The organism is Bacillus salitolerans, assembly GCF_042680805.1.
GTDB classification, from domain to species: Bacteria; Bacillota; Bacilli; order Bacillales; family SA4; genus Bacillus_CJ; species Bacillus_CJ salitolerans.
This window is the reverse complement of sequence record NZ_JBHUEM010000046.1, coordinates 113,040-129,975: the sequence shown is the minus strand read 5'-3', so window position 1 is coordinate 129,975 and position 16,936 is coordinate 113,040. Positions and strand designations below refer to the sequence as shown.

Annotated in this window: 21 protein-coding genes and 1 other annotated feature; of the genes, 3 read left to right on the top strand and 18 right to left on the bottom strand. The window is 35.7% G+C overall.

Features of this window, described 5'->3' with window-relative positions; translation table 11 throughout:
- Positions 1–82 precede the first annotated feature (82 nt).
- The 3 genes from ACFSCX_RS19740 to ACFSCX_RS19730 form a co-directional block, all read right to left on the bottom strand.
- Positions 83–409 carry a YolD-like family protein gene (locus ACFSCX_RS19740; RefSeq protein WP_377929971.1) on the bottom strand — a complete coding sequence of 109 codons (327 nt, stop codon included), beginning with the start codon at positions 407–409 and terminating at the stop codon, positions 83–85.
- 18 nt (positions 410–427) lie between these two features.
- Complete coding sequence (locus tag ACFSCX_RS19735; protein ID WP_377929970.1) at positions 428–1,690, bottom strand: Y-family DNA polymerase; 1,263 nt, start codon at positions 1,688–1,690, stop codon at positions 428–430.
- Positions 1,691–1,816: 126 nt separating this feature from the next.
- Positions 1,817–1,996: a hypothetical protein gene (locus tag ACFSCX_RS19730; protein ID WP_377929969.1), complete on the bottom strand. Its 180-nt coding sequence runs from the start codon at positions 1,994–1,996 to the stop codon at positions 1,817–1,819.
- Positions 1,997–2,112: 116 nt separating this feature from the next.
- Here ACFSCX_RS19730 and ACFSCX_RS19725 point away from each other — a divergent pair, with 116 nt between their 5' ends.
- Both ACFSCX_RS19725 and ACFSCX_RS19720 read left to right on the top strand, forming a co-directional pair.
- Positions 2,113–2,328, top strand: a complete 216-nt coding sequence (locus ACFSCX_RS19725) for a YqzH family protein (protein ID WP_377929968.1) — start codon at positions 2,113–2,115, stop codon at positions 2,326–2,328.
- A gap of 439 nt (positions 2,329–2,767) precedes the next feature.
- Positions 2,768–3,715, top strand: a complete 948-nt coding sequence (locus ACFSCX_RS19720) for an alpha/beta hydrolase (RefSeq protein WP_377930036.1) — start codon at positions 2,768–2,770, stop codon at positions 3,713–3,715.
- Between the two features lie 539 nt (positions 3,716–4,254).
- Here the strand turns inward: ACFSCX_RS19720 and ACFSCX_RS19715 are convergent.
- From ACFSCX_RS19715 to ACFSCX_RS19700, 4 genes are all read right to left on the bottom strand, one after another.
- Positions 4,255–5,010, bottom strand: a complete 756-nt coding sequence (locus ACFSCX_RS19715; RefSeq protein ID WP_377929967.1) for an AAA family ATPase — start codon at positions 5,008–5,010, stop codon at positions 4,255–4,257.
- 85 nt (positions 5,011–5,095) lie between these two features.
- Positions 5,096–5,524, bottom strand: a complete 429-nt coding sequence (locus tag ACFSCX_RS19710; protein WP_377929966.1) for a GNAT family N-acetyltransferase — start codon at positions 5,522–5,524, stop codon at positions 5,096–5,098.
- 551 nt (positions 5,525–6,075) lie between these two features.
- Positions 6,076–7,374 (bottom strand): DUF4179 domain-containing protein, encoded by a 1,299-nt coding sequence (locus ACFSCX_RS19705; protein WP_377929965.1) that lies wholly within the window; start codon positions 7,372–7,374, stop codon positions 6,076–6,078.
- Between the two features lie 3 nt (positions 7,375–7,377).
- Positions 7,378–7,893 (bottom strand): sigma-70 family RNA polymerase sigma factor, encoded by a 516-nt coding sequence (locus ACFSCX_RS19700; RefSeq protein WP_377929964.1) that lies wholly within the window; start codon positions 7,891–7,893, stop codon positions 7,378–7,380.
- Between the two features lie 140 nt (positions 7,894–8,033).
- Between ACFSCX_RS19700 and ACFSCX_RS19695 the strand changes: the two genes are divergently transcribed.
- Positions 8,034–8,159: a hypothetical protein gene (locus ACFSCX_RS19695; protein ID WP_377929963.1), complete on the top strand. Its 126-nt coding sequence runs from the start codon at positions 8,034–8,036 to the stop codon at positions 8,157–8,159.
- Between the two features lie 104 nt (positions 8,160–8,263).
- Here ACFSCX_RS19695 and ACFSCX_RS19690 read toward each other — a convergent pair whose 3' ends face one another.
- From ACFSCX_RS19690 to ACFSCX_RS19640, 11 genes are all read right to left on the bottom strand, one after another.
- Entirely contained in the window at positions 8,264–8,788 is a 525-nt protein-coding gene (locus ACFSCX_RS19690; protein ID WP_377929962.1) for a DUF3221 domain-containing protein, read from the bottom strand.
- Between the two features lie 22 nt (positions 8,789–8,810).
- The gene (locus ACFSCX_RS19685) at positions 8,811–9,419 is read right to left on the bottom strand and encodes a hypothetical protein (protein ID WP_377929961.1); all 609 of its coding nucleotides are present in this window, start codon (positions 9,417–9,419) and stop codon (positions 8,811–8,813) included.
- 119 nt (positions 9,420–9,538) lie between these two features.
- Positions 9,539–10,537, bottom strand: coding sequence for a tryptophan--tRNA ligase (locus ACFSCX_RS19680; protein WP_377929960.1), 999 nt, complete (start codon positions 10,535–10,537; stop codon positions 9,539–9,541).
- Positions 10,538–10,584: 47 nt separating this feature from the next.
- Positions 10,585–10,832, bottom strand: a binding site (T-box leader).
- Between the two features lie 135 nt (positions 10,833–10,967).
- The gene (locus tag ACFSCX_RS19675) at positions 10,968–11,816 is read right to left on the bottom strand and encodes a M48 family metallopeptidase (protein WP_377929959.1); all 849 of its coding nucleotides are present in this window, start codon (positions 11,814–11,816) and stop codon (positions 10,968–10,970) included.
- A 143-nt stretch (positions 11,817–11,959) separates the two neighbouring features.
- Complete coding sequence (locus ACFSCX_RS19670; protein WP_377929958.1) at positions 11,960–12,355, bottom strand: VOC family protein; 396 nt, start codon at positions 12,353–12,355, stop codon at positions 11,960–11,962.
- A gap of 9 nt (positions 12,356–12,364) precedes the next feature.
- Positions 12,365–12,844 carry an SRPBCC family protein gene (locus ACFSCX_RS19665; protein WP_377929956.1) on the bottom strand — a complete coding sequence of 160 codons (480 nt, stop codon included), beginning with the start codon at positions 12,842–12,844 and terminating at the stop codon, positions 12,365–12,367.
- Entirely contained in the window at positions 12,819–13,175 is a 357-nt protein-coding gene (locus ACFSCX_RS19660) for a VOC family protein (protein ID WP_377929955.1), read from the bottom strand. The genes ACFSCX_RS19665 and ACFSCX_RS19660 overlap by 26 nt, the downstream gene beginning before the upstream one ends.
- A gap of 58 nt (positions 13,176–13,233) precedes the next feature.
- Positions 13,234–14,019 carry an AraC family transcriptional regulator gene (locus ACFSCX_RS19655; RefSeq protein WP_377929954.1) on the bottom strand — a complete coding sequence of 262 codons (786 nt, stop codon included), beginning with the start codon at positions 14,017–14,019 and terminating at the stop codon, positions 13,234–13,236.
- Between the two features lie 37 nt (positions 14,020–14,056).
- A complete protein-coding gene (locus ACFSCX_RS19650; RefSeq protein ID WP_377929953.1) occupies positions 14,057–14,443 on the bottom strand; it encodes a hypothetical protein in 387 nt (128 codons plus the stop codon).
- A 112-nt stretch (positions 14,444–14,555) separates the two neighbouring features.
- Positions 14,556–16,040 (bottom strand): UDP-N-acetylmuramoyl-L-alanyl-D-glutamate--2,6-diaminopimelate ligase, encoded by a 1,485-nt coding sequence (locus ACFSCX_RS19645; RefSeq protein ID WP_377929952.1) that lies wholly within the window; start codon positions 16,038–16,040, stop codon positions 14,556–14,558.
- A 16-nt stretch (positions 16,041–16,056) separates the two neighbouring features.
- The gene (locus ACFSCX_RS19640) at positions 16,057–16,914 is read right to left on the bottom strand and encodes an aminoglycoside phosphotransferase family protein (protein ID WP_377929951.1); all 858 of its coding nucleotides are present in this window, start codon (positions 16,912–16,914) and stop codon (positions 16,057–16,059) included.
- Positions 16,915–16,936: the final 22 nt, after the last annotated feature.

The following is a 16,936-nucleotide window of genomic DNA, read 5'->3' as shown; positions in this document are numbered from 1 at the left end:
ACCCTAACTTCTTATTTTTAAAAAAAATAAATTATAGCGAAACTCTTTTTCTCGTTTCGAGAACTTAGCGAGCCTGGAAAAACTATCCCGAAACTTCCGTAACGGCTGTCAGAGAAATATAATAAATCCGACCACTTTGATCTACGACTCGCAATTTTTGCCGAACTTCATCTACGTAGTGCACTACACCTCGCACCGTACAGTGTCTCGTATGTTCAAAATAAGTAATAGCTAGTTCCGTACCATATGCCATTGATTCACAAATAACAGCATTCATTTGTTCTAGCTGTTGCTCATCAAGTTCAGGCTTTGTTTCATATTCATCTTCTTTCGCCCAATCTCTTAATAGTTTTACATGCTCTGGAAGCATCATTGAGGTCCATTTAATGTTTCCACGATCTCGAATCATTCGACTCCTCCTCCCGTTTTACGTTTTGTGTCCACCGATTAGCTTATTTCGATGTCTTGCCGTTCCTGCATTTGTATAGGAAACCGCACGCAGGATTGAACTGGATCCGTACTTAGAACGAATGGCATCCATCGTGTATCCAAGTGCACGTCTTTTTGGTTTATTCCTATCAAATAAATTGAGCTGCATCTGGTCATCATCTACAATGTTTGATAAAGCAATCGCTATTTTCCGAACGGTTTTCCCGCGGTAATTTTCCTCAAACAGCTCAAGACACACTTTGTACAAATCGAGTGTGATGTTTGTAGGTGAATCAACAGTTCTTGACCGATGAAAGCCCCCACCAAATTCATCTTTACTGTAGCCGATACCAAGACTAACGGTTCTACCCGCTTTTTTATGCTGCCTAGCCCTTCTTCCAACTTCTTCACAAATTTCTAAAATGACATGCTTTACTTCATTTGGGTCTGGATAATCTCTCATTAAAATTTGACTCTTACCAAAACTAATTTGACCTTGCATAATAGGCGCGCCGATTTGGGAGAGGTCCACACCATGTGCATGATAATAGAGCTGGTTTCCCATTACACCAAATTTCTTTTCTAACAGCTCTAACGGATAATTCGCCAGCTGGCCAACTGAAAAAATGCCCATACGATTTAAATTACGCTCCGTTCGAGTGCCGATTCCCCACATTTTGCTAAGTGGGGAGAGGGGCCAAAGTTTGTTCTCTACATCTTCAAATGTCCATTCTGCTACTCCCTTTTTCTTTGCCTCTAAATCTAAACAAAGCTTAGATAAAAGCATATTAGGACCTATTCCAATTGCACAAGGAAGACCATACTCTGCTTGGAGACTATTTCGAATTTTATGGGCGATGGTCGTGGCATCCCCCCAAATCCTCTCAACACCATCCACCTTCAAAAAACTTTCATCCACGCTGTAAGTATGAACCGCTTCCTTCGGTACATATCGATGAAATAGCCGTGTAATCTCAGTTGATATTCGGACGTATGTGCCCATTTTAGGATTGACTAGCTGAATGCGTGGATCCTTTGGTACCTCAAAAAGCCTGGAGCCTGTTTTGATTCCAAACTCTTCCTTCATTTTTGGGGAAGCAGCTAAGACAATGCTTCCTTGCCTGTCTGTATCTCCTACTACTGCTAAATAACATGTCATTGGGTCAAGTCCTAACATCACCGCTGAGCAGCTCGCATAAAAGCTTTTCATATCCACACACAAGATTCTCTCGTGTGGAAATTGACTGTAGTCCACTTTCATTTTCAAACACCTCAATAAGAATGTATGTTCTTATTTTATTCTATTCACTATAATAAGCGAATATACGTTCGTTTTCAAATGGAAAATGAAGGATTCCTGAAGTCACTTCTAGGAGTGGAAGTGACTTCAAGAATCCTTCGGTTTTAATAAAGTCGTTTTTACAATTAAGTGAATGACAATAAAACTTAGACAAAAATCACGAACTAGTTCATCTGTTAAGTCATACACCGTTAAAAGAAAAAATGTGATTGTGCCTAGTGTTAAAACAGAAAGTAAATACACCGTTCTCCATTCGCGTTCTTTCATAATTATTATCCCCCCAGTACTAGCTTCGATATGTAAACATAATCTCCTGCAAAAAATGTTGTCTGGAGAATATAGGTCTAGTATCATTACTTTAAATCGAAACTACGGGGGCAAGCATGAACAAACAGCTTATTGAGAAAATGATCCGAAACTGTTTCTACCAGTATCAACATACGTTAGAAACAGTACCTTTAACACAGCAAGATTATGACACATTATATAAAAAGGTTATAAAGACTTATACAGATGATCAAGATTTACATGATATTGTTCAAGATGTAGTGTATGAATTTTTAACAACAGACATAGAAGAGGATGATTATAAAAAGTAACAATGTTGCTTTATTAAAATTCTCAAGAAAAAATAAGTAAAAATCTCTAAGATTACATGCGTTATTATCATATTACACATTATAAAGGTAATGAAAATGTGCTCAATATCTGTGTTATGTGACCATTCATAATGGACTTAATCAAACATTCTAAACCGCTACTTATTTCCAATTAGAAAAAGCCATTATTCCCTCATAGATTAGTTCTCCATTAATGAAGTAAATAAAGTTATTTTCCTTTTCTTACTATATGTTTTAACAACTATTTGGTAAAATACCCATATAATACTAATTTTTACTTAGATTTTTTAAAGAATTAAAGTAGGATGGTTTAAACATTGATATAAGTAAAAATTAAATTTTTATACTCTTACCTAAGTAGATATAGATTAGGATATTGATCATGACATTTATTTTAGCTCATTCTTTTGGAGGGAATATGACAAGACTAACATATGCAAGCTTATTAAATAAAACATTAGAAATCAATGCGAGTGAAGGTAGCTTAACAGCTTACAAATTTATAACCAAATACGCAGATCAAGTAAAGGGTAACAAAGCCCAGATTTTTAACTTTCGATATTGTTTAGCAAGTTCATCTGGATTAGAGCAAGAAGCTTTGTCAATATTACGTGAAGCTATCATCGAAAATGGATATTGGTACAGTTACGACTACATTTCTCAAGATGATGATCTAAAGAATCTTCATAAATATAAGGAATTTCAAGATATGATGCAAATTTGTAAGGAACGGGAGGTAACTGCCCAAAGATTAACTAAACCGCAACTGAAGGTTGTACAATCTGAAAAAAATTCTGAAGTAGAAACCGTTATTGTGGCACTCCATGGCAACCAAGAGAATATAGATATAACTGAGCCTCGCTGGAAGTTGCCTTCTCAGGAAACCATTTTAGCTCTACCACAGTCTTCAAGTATTGCATTTTCTGATGCTTATATGTGGGATAATGTTGAACAAGGGACAAAAGAATTAAAGGATCACCTTACTTACTTAAGTGAAAACTATAATGTAAGAAAAGAAAAGGTTATTGTTGGTGGTTTTTCAGCAGGCGCAAGAGTAGCATTAAAAGCTATTCTAAATGATGAAATTGAGTGTAAAGGATACATCCTCATGGGACCTTGGTTACCTGAAATTGAAGAATGGGAAGTCTTACTTGACCGATTAAAGAAAAAAAATAGTAAGGGATACATCATTTGTGGTGATAAAGACCAAGATTGTTTTGAGGGTACTGAGAAATTCGTTTCATTACTAGAAAAGAAGGAAATACCATATACATATACTATTATTGAAGGATTAACTCATGAATATCCTGAAAATTTTAATAAACATTTGTCGGATGCAATCAACTATATCTATAATACTAAATAACTTTATTTGTGGGTGAATATCTGGATATAAAGTCAATGGTACATAAAGTGAAACTTCAATCAGTGGGGGTTTTCCTCATCCCCCACTGATTGTTAGCCCCGGCCCGCATGATGTGGGTCACACAGACGTTGCCACAGGATGTGGCGATCTTAGTCTGTGTTCATATTATCGGGTTCTTACTGGCGCTTATCCCCCACTTAAACTTCTCGATTCATCTAAAGTTTTGAAGTGGGGGTCTTAGCGCCAGTTGGAGCGGGATAAATTAGCATATACCTACTAGCATGTAAGAAATCCACAAGAAGAAATGTGGTCTTCTGATTGAACGAACCTATGCATTGTTGAAGATCGTAAGAACATATTGTTGTAGTATATAAGGGGATTTGTAGGAAAAAAGGATAGATTGAACAGGGAAACTAGTTCACATTTATCCTTTTTTTGGTGCTAGATTACTAATGTGCTATCGAGTTCTCAGGTAAAATGTATATAAGCTACCTATAGCATGTAGTAGTAGAGACACACTTTTCCAGAGCAATCAGAAATTAACGAAAAAGATGATGTAATAATCGATCACGATCATCAAAGAATTGCTTCATAATAGCGTAGTGCTGAGTATCCTCAAGTCTTACCTCATTAATACCATTTTCTGTTAGTTCAATAATTCTTGAATTTGGATATGCCATTAGAATCGGTGAATGAGTAGATATAATAAATTGTGAGGATTGATTAACTAAATCATTAATTCTTGATAATAATGATAGCTGTCTTAAAGGGGACAACGCTGCTTCCGGTTCATCCAAAATGTACAAACCATTTCCTTGGAACCGTTCAGTAAATGCGGCAAAGAAAGATTCTCCATGAGATTGCTCGTGGAGTGACCTTCCCCCAAAGGAATCAATAATTTTCCCTCCAAATGAAGGTTCTTTATCTAAATCCTCTATGTTAGTTGCAATATTATAGAAGGTTTCTGCCCTAAAGAAAAAACTATCCTTTGCTTTATTTACACCTTTTACTAAACGAATATACTTATCTAAATTTGAATGTGAGTCAAAGCTTGAAAAGTTAAAGTTCAATGTACCCCCTTCAGGGTTAAAACCTAATGCTATTGCAATACCCTCAAGCAAAGTAGATTTTCCCATTCCATTCTCACCAATAATATAAGTGACATTAGGATGAAAATTCAACTCACTTAACGTCCTAAAAATTGGAAGAGAAAAGGGAAAATTGTTATATGAAGGTATTTGATCCTTTTTTAAATATACTTCTCTAATATATTGGCTATCATTGTTTAATTTCATTAAATCCAATCCCTTAGTTTAGGTTCTCCTATTGATCCCGCTACACCAGTATCAATAAGAAGTAAACAATTGAACTAACTCTTACTTAGAAGTATTTTTTGAATCCCTTACTAATGGATCCATCATATCCTTCCCTTTCGAAAAACTGATGTGCTTTTTGCCGTCTCGAATTACTCAATAACATAATCCTATGGCAATCAATTGATTTACAATACCGCTCAGCGTATTGTAATAATTTTTTTCCGATGTTCTTGCTTCGATAATGTTCATGGACGATGATATTTTCAACAATACCATACGGTCTTGATCCATGAAGGGCTTGTAAACATATGTTTAGTGTAAGTGTACCTAATATTTGTCCCCTTACATCGTACACAAACAAGAAATTGTTAGGGTCTCTCCTGATTTTTTCAATTTGTTCTTCAACTACATTCATTTTCTTACTATTGGGAACTAACATTTTATAGAGTTCGAATAGTTGATTTTTATCGGTTATTTCAGCTTCACGAATCATAAAATTCAACTCCTGTTAATTTTCATATTACGATGATAGGTATATGGAAATCAAAATTTTTTTAATCTCTAAATATTCTCGAAACAATTTAAACTTTCCTGCAATGAAGATTCGCCTCTATAGTTTAGTAATGGAAGAATAGCCCCGTCAGTGAAGTAAATAAATGTATTCTCCTATCATTACTATATAATTGAATATCCATTTGATAAAATGCCCATATCATACTATTTTTCACTTGAATCTTTTCTAGAAGAAGAATGTGTTACACAATGATACAAGTATAAATTAAATTTTGTACACTTACTTTAAGGAAACATTAACTCATGAATATCCTAAAAACTTTCATAAACGATTGTCGGATGCAATCAACTATATCCTATAATACTAAATAACTTTATTTGTGTATCATTTGTTAAAGAATATAAGATGTAGTATATAAGAGAATTTGTAGTACAAAAAGGATAGATTGAACAGTTTTTTTCAGCTGATCACCTATCCTTTGCATTTACCTTATATAGGGTGTGTCATTAAAAGAATTCTTTTCAAAACATTTACTTAATTTGGAATCGTATATGTTCTTTCAAACGAGAAGGATAATTTCCAATCGTCAACGTAATTGGGCTCTGAAAGTCTAATGAATCTAAATGAATACCGGATTTCTGCTTAGATGCAAAGCTACCAGACGCTGAAAACGTAGCTCCTGTTGCATCTACAAACTCACTTTTAAACAAATTGTAGGTGTAACCCTCTCCTTCAGTAAATGGATCCACTTTTAGCGTGAATGATAGCATGTCATCGTTCAACTGAACATCTAGAATGCGACCATCTGCCGGGGATTTTAAGATTTTTTCTTGCTCTGTATCAACTACAACCTCAATTTCATCTTTATCGAGGGCTCGAACCGAACTAAATTCAAGATATAGTTCATCAGGGTTGCTAAAGTAATTACTTTGTAAATATACAATCCATTCATGCTCACTAGGATATGAAGCAACAATCCCATTAGCAGACCCCCAGCTCTCTCCCTTCCCGTCTACAATTCGAAGATCTTCAAAGTTAAAGATTTCCTTATCATTATTTGGATTAAATGATAGATGAACGGCAATTCGAGTAGGATGAATAATGACCTTTTCAAAAGTTATTTCCTGATTTTCAATTGTAACAGTTTTGTTTAGGATATATTCCTCTTTCAATCCTTCAAATTTTTCTTTATCGATGGAAAAAGGAAAAACATAGACACTTTCACTGTTCTTGTCAACTTTCAGGGAAATCTCAACAGAAGTTGGCCACCCTTCGATTTGGTAAAAATCAATCGTACCTGATGCTGGTTCATTTGCTTTAACAGAAATAGATTCTATAGAATGACTGACACCTAACTCTTGATTTTTTTCCTTATCTTTAAACTGAATTTGACTTAACATAACGTGTTCTCTATCACGATCACTTTCAAGTGTATAAAACAAGACGAGCTTCTCTTCATCTACAATGATAGAATCAACTGTAACTTTCATTCCATCGTGCTCATCGGAAATATTTATTGGTTGAAGGAAATCGTGTTCAACTGCAGACAGTAAACCTTTATCAAATCGAATAGCTTCTATAACCTTTTCAAAACCAGGTATGTTGCTTAAATATCCAGCAAAGATTGGAGATACTTGAATCATTGAAAATGATCCAATAAGCAGTATGCTAGCAATCAAAGAAACTAAACGCCATGAAGTAACCCGTTTTCGGATGGACTTACCTTTGTGGATACCTGCCAAGATATAATCATCAATGGTAGAAGGGATATCCAAATCATCATAATGGTCTTTTATTTTATTTAACTGCGTCTCTTCCTTTTCAAACATTCTTTATGACCCTCCTTTGACTTGTAATTGGTTTCGTAAGCTCTGCAATGCTTTATGGAGCCATGTTTTCACAGTACCTTCCGGACATTCCATGACTTCTGCGATATCTTTAATTTTATAATCGAGAAAATATTTCATTTTGATAACTTGCTGACTTCTTTCATCTAAAGCGTCAACTGCTTCCTCGATCTCTAATCGTTCATAGGAATCTTCATGAATGGCAAGCTCTAGTACATAATCAGCTTGCGAGGAGTAGCGTTTCTGTTTCCTTAATTCATCACGGCAATAGTTCATCATAATGCGAATTAGCCAGGTATGAAAATATTTCGGTTCCTTTAGTTTTCCGATTGCTTTATATGCTCTGTATGTTACTTCTTGTATAGCTTCTAAAGCATCACCTTGATTTTTTAAATAGGAGTAAGCAATTCTGTACAGTTGTTCCTTTTGTTCTGATACAAGGGAATAAAACGCATGTTCATCTCCCTTAATAGCTCGTATTACGAGCACTTCATTAGACATATCTATCTCTCCCTAAAACTTGTAGGTTGTTTGAACATTTCAATCATTAGACCGCATAGGGGTAAAAAAGGTTTTTGTAAATTAATTTTTTTTATAAGGACATACTACCATATGAACATGCGATGAAGGAGGGAGTTCATTTGGCTCAAAGAAATGAAGAACAATACCGCGTTGTGAAGGGTCAAAAAGCGAAGAAAGCTGGCTTTGAGGTCGGTTATGAATACACGACAGGGAATGAGACGGGGAAGCAAAAAAAGAAAGAATAGCAAACAGATACTATAGAAATCTTACGCCTTCTGCTACAGTTTTTAAAAAATACTGTCCATTTGTCAAAACTAAAGTAAAAACCATTGTTCCATGACAATGGTTTTTACTCGATCACTTGAAAGGATGGTGTAATTTGAATAAGAATAGGACTCGATTCTCCTGATAACTCTGATAAGAGGACCTCATATCCCTCACCAATAGCTTCGGCGGATACTACCCACCAAATGGATAAAGGTTCCATATGATGAATAGCTGCCTCAATGGCACGGGCCAGGTTTACAGAATGTTCATCTGTATGAACTAGTATTTTGGCAGCAGATGTTCTTTGCGGAAAGGACTCTTCTACCTCTCCTGTATACCACATCTCGACCTTCATGCCGATTTGCAAATCTGAAAAGCTCATTTCCTTCCCATCAGTAGAAGATATTTCAGTTTCAGAAGAGACTTTGTAAAATGCAGCACCAGGGTGAGCTTTTTCATTTTCTGCAATCAATTCCGTAACTAAAATTTCTTGGTGATCAATGCTGGTGATATATCCTACCATGTCCTTTACCTTGTCTTGTTTCCCACCTTGACCACACCCTAAAAGCAACAGCCACGCTGAAAAAATAATCGTTAATTTTTTCATTCTTGAGAGCCTCCTTTCATCGCTAATTACCTTTAAGTTTCATATTATTGACGGTAGTCAAAATGACAATCATCACAAAGATGAGCACACAACCTAATACAAAAAAAGGTGTGTAATCGAACATGGCAGTGAATACCTTTCTTTTTACGATATGCCATCCCGGTTCTGGAATAGGCTCTATTCGATGATGAGCAAAATTTAAATGTTCAACTGTATACATTCCTAGAGCAGGCTCCCACCCAAGCTCACTACGCTCTAGCCATACTTCAATCTCATCATTCACCATTATATTCGTTGGATGATAGCCCGTATATTTGATGTCCTGCCAAGTGGGAATATAGACATAATAAACCTCAACTAATGAGTTATTCTCAGTTATATCAGGGGATTTTATTCGTTGATTCACCTTTACTGTCATTTTTCGTATTTGGTAGTAATGTCCTTTTTCCTCTGATAAATCGTCATGAATCTCGTCCTTCAAAACTGTTCCAATAATATGAAAAGGTGCTTCTACCTTATTTTTCTCAATCTCTAATGGATCTGGAGCGGCTGATACGATGGGCAATGTTACAAAACCGATTAAAAGGCACATTGAAATGTATGAGGATAAAAATTTTAAAGTTCGATTCATGCTTTTAATTCCCCCGTTAAAGCTCTTCTTAATCGATTAGACGTGAAGCGTTTAAACAACGTTACAATTAAGATGAAGGAGGAGGAAACCTCCAAATATCATGGACTTTTGAAAATGGACTAGATGGTAAAACCAACTTTCCGTTTAACCTCTTTTAATAATGGTATACATACTTCTCTCGCTTTCTTAGCCCCTTCTAATAATATTTCATCTAATTGTTCAGGCGAAGCCATGAGTTCATTATACTTCTCACGAGGTTCTTGAATAAACTTATTAATGACTTGAAACAACTCTTTCTTTGCTTCTCCCCAACCTATTCCAGTTAAATAGCGCTCCCTCATTTCTTGTACTTCTGATGGTGAGGCAAATTCCTTATATAATAAAAAAAGATTTGAAGTATCAGGATCCTTTGGTGCTTCAGGCGGCAGGGAATCCGTTTGAATTTTATTAATAAGTTTCTGTAATTGCCTCGGTTCAACAAATAGTGGAATGGTATTATTGTAACTTTTACTCATTTTCCTTCCATCTAGGCCAGGCAATACAGCGGTATCTTCTTGAATTTGATAGGTCGGAAGCTTAAAGGTTTCACCATACACATGATTAAAGCTTTCAGCAATATCTCTAGCAATTTCCACATGCTGCACTTGATCTTTTCCAACTGGGACAATATCCGATTGAAATAGTAAAATATCAGCTGCCATTAAAATAGGGTACGTAAAGAGACCCATATTGACTCCAAAATCTTGATCATTATCATTTTGGTGATTTTGATCTACTAACGCTTTATAGGCATGAGCTCGGTTCATTAACCCCTTTGATGTAAAACATGCAAGAATCCAATTCAACTCAAAAATCTCCGGTACGTCTGATTGCCTATAAAATATAGCTTTTGTAGGATCTAGTCCTAATGCAATCCACGTAGCTGCAATTCCATAAGACAGTCGTTTAAATTCTTCGGCATTATGAAATTTTGTTAGTGCATGATAATCTGCCACAAAGTATGCTGTATGATAGTCGTTCTTTTTAGCCAATTCAAGAGCTGGTTTAATCGCTCCAATATAATTCCCTAAGTGAATTTCTCCAGTTGGTTTTATGCCCGTTAGTACTGTTTGTTTCATTTTAAGCCCTCCCATATTTTTTTCCATACAAAAAGGGTTACCCATCCAAAAAGGACGAGTAACCCGTGGTGCCACCTTCATTCGTTTAAGTTCATAAACGCGCTTAACCTGTACAGAGACAAACATTTGTCTCGATACATGGTCTTTTTTAACGGTAAGACAATCCGCTACACCTACTAATTGTTCAGTCTAGTAGCTCAGAAGCCCATTCAACTAAAATTCCGTACTGATTCGCACCAACCATCAGCTCTCTGGAACGTTCATTAAGTCTACTCTTCTTCATCATAGCTAACAACAATTTTATATTGAAACAATCATAAATGGAAAATCTGGATGATGTCAAGTCATTTTTCATTTAATTGATAAAAGGTATTAACTTCCTTTTGCAGTTGTGAACGAATCCACCAAGTACTCTGAAACTAGAATTACTTCATTTCTCGGACTGAAGTAACCACTGCTTAACTTGATCTACAAAATCTTCTTCTTTCCATGCCGTGATAGCACCCCTCTCCCCTAACTTCTTCACTTGGTCTTGAAAAAACAGATCACAAATAAAATAGGCCAATCTACTATGACCAAATAATTTACCACCATTAATAGAAAACCATTCCTTGAATAGGTCTACCGGAGTTTTACTCATGAAATCTTTTGCAAACAGCTCTTTTATTTCATCTTTGTTCTTTTCAGCAAAAGAGAGCCATTGATCCCCCTCATCATTAAACGAAAAGTACATGGAAGCAGGCAGATTATTGACAATGCGCCGTGAAAAATGAGTAGCAGCTCCCTCTTGATTCAGCCATACTAATGGATTCATCCATAGAATCTTTTGCCAATCCGTCCCCGCTTTATCTGAAAGAATATTATGTGTAGCATGACCAAATTCATGGGCCACAATCGACCTTAAGTGGTTAGGGGTCGGGGATAGCTTTTCTAAGGCAAAGGTTATGTTAGGAATGATCTGACGATATGTATATGCATTTGAACCGTATCCACCTACTATTAAGTTCACTTCAACTGGGAATGTGATTTGGTAGATTTGAATATACTTTTCTTCAATCTCGTGAATTATAGGTATAATGTTCTCGTATACTTGATTAATCGTTTCCAAGGAATCTGGATATTTAGCTAATGATTGAAGATGCCTTTCCTCTGTATCCTTACAATGATAGGTAAAGTATTCCTTAAAAATGGTTGGATATTCGTTATAGTATTCTCGTAAAAAACTAATAGACGGCTTGTACTGTTCCATAAAATAAGGAATTGTATCGATGATGTTCAAGTGTATACCTCCAGTACTATGTGTTCATTGGTTATACAAAAATTGCCGAATTCTTCAGTTTAACGGATCTCCCTATGATTCCTTACAATATTTTACCAAAAATAGCATGTAGAATATATACGGAAAACACGCTAACGTTTAAGTTAGCGTGTTTTTAATAGAATCGTTTCTATTCTTTCTTTTTCCTCATTTTTGTCTGCATATTCAAAGAAACCTAACCTATTTCCCCACGGGTCTTCAAAGGTCCCCCATTTAACTGGCACTTCATCACGGGAATAAATATCAAATGACTCGATTTTTAGGTCTCGAATAAGTCTATCTCTTGTAGCTACTATATCAGTTGTAGCTAATCGCAGTGGACCACTCCCCATTGAAGGCGTTCCTTCTGCAACTTGTAACCAGCATCCAGGTATTACCTCCCATTCAGCAAATCCATCATGGGGAATAAAATCTGGCTTTCTATTTAATAAACATTCATACCATGCCTGTCCTTGTTTTATATCTAAAACACGAACTTGAATTGTCATCTCAAAAAACATCAAATCCTCCTATTCCAGTATTAATTCATTTTTGCAAACAATGCCATATTCAAGATAAAATTTTAATAGGGTCATAGCTTCACCCCATCCAACCGCACAACCAATACATGCTTTGAGGTCTTGACCTACCATTGAATAGCCAACCTCAGTTAAGGTTACGAGAGTACCATCTTTATAAGGAACTAAATCAAAGTGTACCGTCGTCAACTCTTGACCAGGAGACCATTGAAAAGCAAATACTTTACTTGGAACAACCTTGATGATCTTCCCACCATCTACAATGGTTCTTTCCCCAACAAACCATTTAAACAAAATTTCACCTGTTCCATCCTCATTAATCTGTATAGTGGTTTGATCTGTAAACCAAGTATTCCACTCATTGGCCGTAACAAGTGTATTAAAAATTAGTTCAGGTTTAACCTTTATGTAGGTGCTATGCTTTATTGCTGGCTTATCCATACGATTAATTAGAAAACTCAACGATTTCAATTTGGTTTCCACTAGGATCTTCGATGATAAAATAACGACCTGGCGGACATGGCTTCGGCTCTTCAAACACAAGCTTTACGCCCTTTTCCTTTAACTTAGCAAAGTCTTTTTCAATATCATGTGAGAGAATCCCAAGTAGCACAGTTTTACCTGCTCCCCCACTCTCTATATGATCTTCTTCTAATACAATCGGAATTTCATTATGTTTTAAGCTTACAATCTTTTCTCCATAGTACTTTGAAACTTCAAAATCCAAACGGTTTGTATAAAAATCAATTGCTTCATTCAAATCTAGTACTTTCACTGTTAAGACACAAACTTTATTTAACATTTTTTAGCCTCCTTCAACCTTTCCTTTATCATAACAGGTAGAATTCGTAAAATTTCTTCTAGTTTGCTCTCTTTTTTGTTTTCTCCAAAAGAAGCTGAGGTAGATTTACTAGAATCGGAGGATCAGTTGGAATACGATTACGTAACGTAATTTCTATCTCTACATCAGAGTTTTCCGTTATTTCAACTGAATCTTTGTATTTCCCCCGAAGGGAATGATCAAGTAAAAAGTAATCCTTTGGATGTAAACTAAATGGTAACGCTGCAGCTAAAATAAAATATGTCCCCACAGGAATATTGGTAAAAACACACGATCTTTGATGGTGCTTTACAGCACTTCCAACCACTGGTTTTTGATCAGGAATCGGACGAGGAAAGAGTCCAACAAAAATTAATCCTTTGAACGTAGACGGAAAATCAAGATGACAGGTTAAGATTGGTGGAGTTAACTGGATGTTTGCCAATTGTTCCTCTCTCTCAAACTCATTCATAAATTGATGAAGTTTTTTCGTATTTCCTTGAAACTGTTTAGGGGACAACCCAACGTATTTCTTAAAGGTTGTACTAAATGTTCCTAAGCTTCGAAAACCAGTAGAAAGTAGGGCTTTTAAAATAGATGTAGAAGATGATTGAATTAATATACTCTTACCCGCTTCGATTCGTAATGCAGATAAGTAATGCCGGGGTGACACACCTGTTGCTTCCTTAAAAACTCTAGAAAAATGATAAGGGCTATACCCAACATGAAGAGCAAGTTCTTCGGACGTAACGTCTTGATCTAAATGTTCTTGCATATATTGAATCGCCTTCAAAACAGCGTACGTTTTTACATTTTCATTAAGCATGACATCACCTTGAAGAAAAGTATTTGTTAGAGATAACTTACTTTATATCTTTGAAATTCTCCCATTCATCCATGTATTTATCATTAGAAATACTCAATTCTATTGAAAGCACCTTCATTTTTACTAAATCATATTCCACAGTAAGAATTCCAAATGGATCTTGATTTTTTGCTAATCCTCTTCGAAACGTACACAATCCTTTTGAATTAACGGCCGATGCGATTACAGACATATACTCTTCATCAACAAATGATTGGAGAGTTGGGTCAAACTGCTCGAGATTATATTGTAATAACTTAACTACTTCCTCTCTTTTCTCTTCCAGTTGTTCTTGCTTTTCCATTTCAATTGAATGATAAAACATGATTCCTATTCCAGCTGTAATAAACAAAATAAATAGTAGAGCTGGCCATTTATGTTTCAAATTGTTACCTCTTTCAGATTTCTATCAACCTATCATTATTCATCAGTAGATATTCACAAAAGTCAACGAAATAAACATATAAAAAAAATCGTTTTTTACATTACGTTCCTTTTTACAGTTTTTGCTTTTGTACAATCGCTTTTTGGGCAACTTCTTTATCATCAAAGTGAATGGTTTTGTCTTTTAGCTGTTGATACGTTTCATGTCCCTTTCCTGCTATTAAAACAACATCACCTTTCGATGCAACTTGAATTGCTTGTTGGATCGCCTTTTCTCTACTTTCGATAAGTTCATAAGACGTAGTTGACCTAATACCTTTTTCAATGTCCCTTAAAATGTTTGTTGGCTCTTCTGAACGTGGATTATCTGAAGTAACGAATAAGTAATCACTATATCTACTTGCAATTTCACCCATGATAGGTCTTTTGGAGACATCTCGGTTTCCACCACATCCAAAAACGGTAATGATCTTACCGGTAGTAAAATCATTTATTGATTTTAGAACATTCTCTAATGCATCTGGGGTATGTGCGTAATCCACTAACACGAGATAGTCCTGACCATGACTAACAATCTCCATTCTTCCAGTAACGCTTGTTAGTTCAGCTAAACTATTTTTGATATTTTCAAGCGAAATACCTTCTATTAATGAGGCCGCAACTGCTGCTAATGCATTATATACATTAAATTGCCCTACCAACTGAAGGGTTACATCTATTTCTCCCTTAAACGTGATAAGTGTGAACTGAGTGCCTTGTGAGGTAGTGGTAATATTCTTCGCCATAACATCAGACTGATTGGTTATCCCATAAGTAACTACTTCAGCAGAAGTTAGTTTGCGATAGTATGTAGTTGTAGGATCATCAGCATTGAGTACAGCAAATTTCATATTCTTTCGATCATTAAAGGTATTACCAAGCTTAGAAAATAACAGTCCTTTTGCATATCTATATTCTTCAAAAGTACCATGATAATCTAAATGATCTTGAGTTAGATTTGTGAAAACAGCCGTTCTGAAGTTGCAGCCTGACACTCTATTCATGTCTAACCCTTGTGAAGAAACCTCCATCACACAATATTCTGTTTTCCTATCTCTCATTAAACGAAGGTTTTTTTGCAATGAAGGTGGCTCCTGGGTGTTAATATCCGTCGGATACTGCTTCCCATCAATTTTGATTCCGTTGTTTCCCATCAGGCCTGTCTTATATCCAAAATCATCTAGAATTTTTTCAAGTATATAAGAAGATGTCGTTTTACCGTTTGTTCCTGTAATTCCAATGAGCTTCAATTCATGAGACGGATATTGAAAAAAGTGAGAAGCCATCACTGCCATTGCATGTCTAGCATCTTTCACGAATATTTTTGGGATATCTACATCGACATCTCTTTCTAGTACAAGTGCAGCTGCACCATTTTTCACAGCATCCTCTGCAAAGAGATGACGATCCTCAAGAAAACCTGTAATAGCTGGTACACAAATAAATATATTCCCTTTTTCAATTTTCCGCGAGTCCATTTGTAAACCTGAAATAATGGTCTCCATATCCCCTACTGTATGTTTGATCAATATTAGATCTGCAAGTTCACGCAACTTCATTTCAATCACCTCATTATTACTTGTCATTTCGAAAAATCTCTATCCAATAATTCCAGGCTTTTAAATAGTTCTCTAAATCGTGAGGGTGATGTTTTATACACGTACTTAATCGAAGGTATAAACCGATGAGTACTTCTCCATAGTTATTAGAGTTAGCGTTATCTTTAAACTTAAAATGACCAAACGCAAAATCAAATGCTTCCTTTGTTAACTCATCTGGTGAGGAGAAAAATGCATAGACTAGATCATAAAGGGGATGTCCATAGACCGCCGTTGGATCGATTACACCGCTTATTTTTCCGTCTAAAAATATGAAGTTATGTACGCCGCAATCACCGTGCAATAAATATGGTACTGTCTCTTGATTTAATTCGGAGGTTTGAACAAGGTGCTGCACTAGTGTGTAATCATTTTGTTCAAGATAAGAATTTACTAGGGTACTTGCTTCTTGTACACGGCTCATCAAAAAGCTTTGCCATGATTCAGATACCTCATCCGCAAAACCCCAGCCTTTCGCATCATGTACTACTTCGTATTGATTAATTAATTCTTCCACTACTATCTTTAGCATTTCTTGCTTATTTCGATGAGGGTAATTTGTTGAGCCTTCAATGTAGGAATACACGATATATCGATAGTTTGAATCCGTATAGAAATGTGAAGGAAGCAAGCTTAAATCTTTATAGCAGGTAAGAAAACGATCCTCTGTTTTAATTACCTCTGGATGATTCATTTTCACTACGTATCTATCATTGTGATAGGTAGTTAATAAATACAATTCACTTACTGTACCACCTATTAGCGGTTGAAAATTTGAGATTGTTCCAATTTTGTAATGATGAATTAAGTAGTCGATGATTTGAGTGATTTCCATTTGAATCTCCTTCGGGGAAAAT

Coding starts and splice junctions, on each gene's coding strand:
- ACFSCX_RS19740 (WP_377929971.1), bottom strand. CDS start 409: ATGATTCGAGATCGTGGAAACATTAAATGGACCTCAATGATGCTTCCA.
- ACFSCX_RS19735 (WP_377929970.1), bottom strand. CDS start 1,690: ATGAAAGTGGACTACAGTCAATTTCCACACGAGAGAATCTTGTGTGTG.
- ACFSCX_RS19730 (WP_377929969.1), bottom strand. CDS start 1,996: ATGAAAGAACGCGAATGGAGAACGGTGTATTTACTTTCTGTTTTAACA.
- ACFSCX_RS19725 (WP_377929968.1), top strand. CDS start 2,113: ATGAACAAACAGCTTATTGAGAAAATGATCCGAAACTGTTTCTACCAG.
- ACFSCX_RS19720 (WP_377930036.1), top strand. CDS start 2,768: ATGACAAGACTAACATATGCAAGCTTATTAAATAAAACATTAGAAATC.
- ACFSCX_RS19715 (WP_377929967.1), bottom strand. CDS start 5,010: ATGAAATTAAACAATGATAGCCAATATATTAGAGAAGTATATTTAAAA.
- ACFSCX_RS19710 (WP_377929966.1), bottom strand. CDS start 5,524: ATGATTCGTGAAGCTGAAATAACCGATAAAAATCAACTATTCGAACTC.
- ACFSCX_RS19705 (WP_377929965.1), bottom strand. CDS start 7,374: ATGTTTGAAAAGGAAGAGACGCAGTTAAATAAAATAAAAGACCATTAT.
- ACFSCX_RS19700 (WP_377929964.1), bottom strand. CDS start 7,893: ATGTCTAATGAAGTGCTCGTAATACGAGCTATTAAGGGAGATGAACAT.
- ACFSCX_RS19690 (WP_377929962.1), bottom strand. CDS start 8,788: ATGAAAAAATTAACGATTATTTTTTCAGCGTGGCTGTTGCTTTTAGGG.
- ACFSCX_RS19685 (WP_377929961.1), bottom strand. CDS start 9,419: ATGAATCGAACTTTAAAATTTTTATCCTCATACATTTCAATGTGCCTT.
- ACFSCX_RS19680 (WP_377929960.1), bottom strand. CDS start 10,537: ATGAAACAAACAGTACTAACGGGCATAAAACCAACTGGAGAAATTCAC.
- ACFSCX_RS19670 (WP_377929958.1), bottom strand. CDS start 12,355: ATGTTTTTTGAGATGACAATTCAAGTTCGTGTTTTAGATATAAAACAA.
- ACFSCX_RS19660 (WP_377929955.1), bottom strand. CDS start 13,175: ATGTTAAATAAAGTTTGTGTCTTAACAGTGAAAGTACTAGATTTGAAT.
- ACFSCX_RS19655 (WP_377929954.1), bottom strand. CDS start 14,019: ATGCTTAATGAAAATGTAAAAACGTACGCTGTTTTGAAGGCGATTCAA.
- ACFSCX_RS19645 (WP_377929952.1), bottom strand. CDS start 16,040: ATGAAGTTGCGTGAACTTGCAGATCTAATATTGATCAAACATACAGTA.
- ACFSCX_RS19640 (WP_377929951.1), bottom strand. CDS start 16,914: ATGGAAATCACTCAAATCATCGACTACTTAATTCATCATTACAAAATT.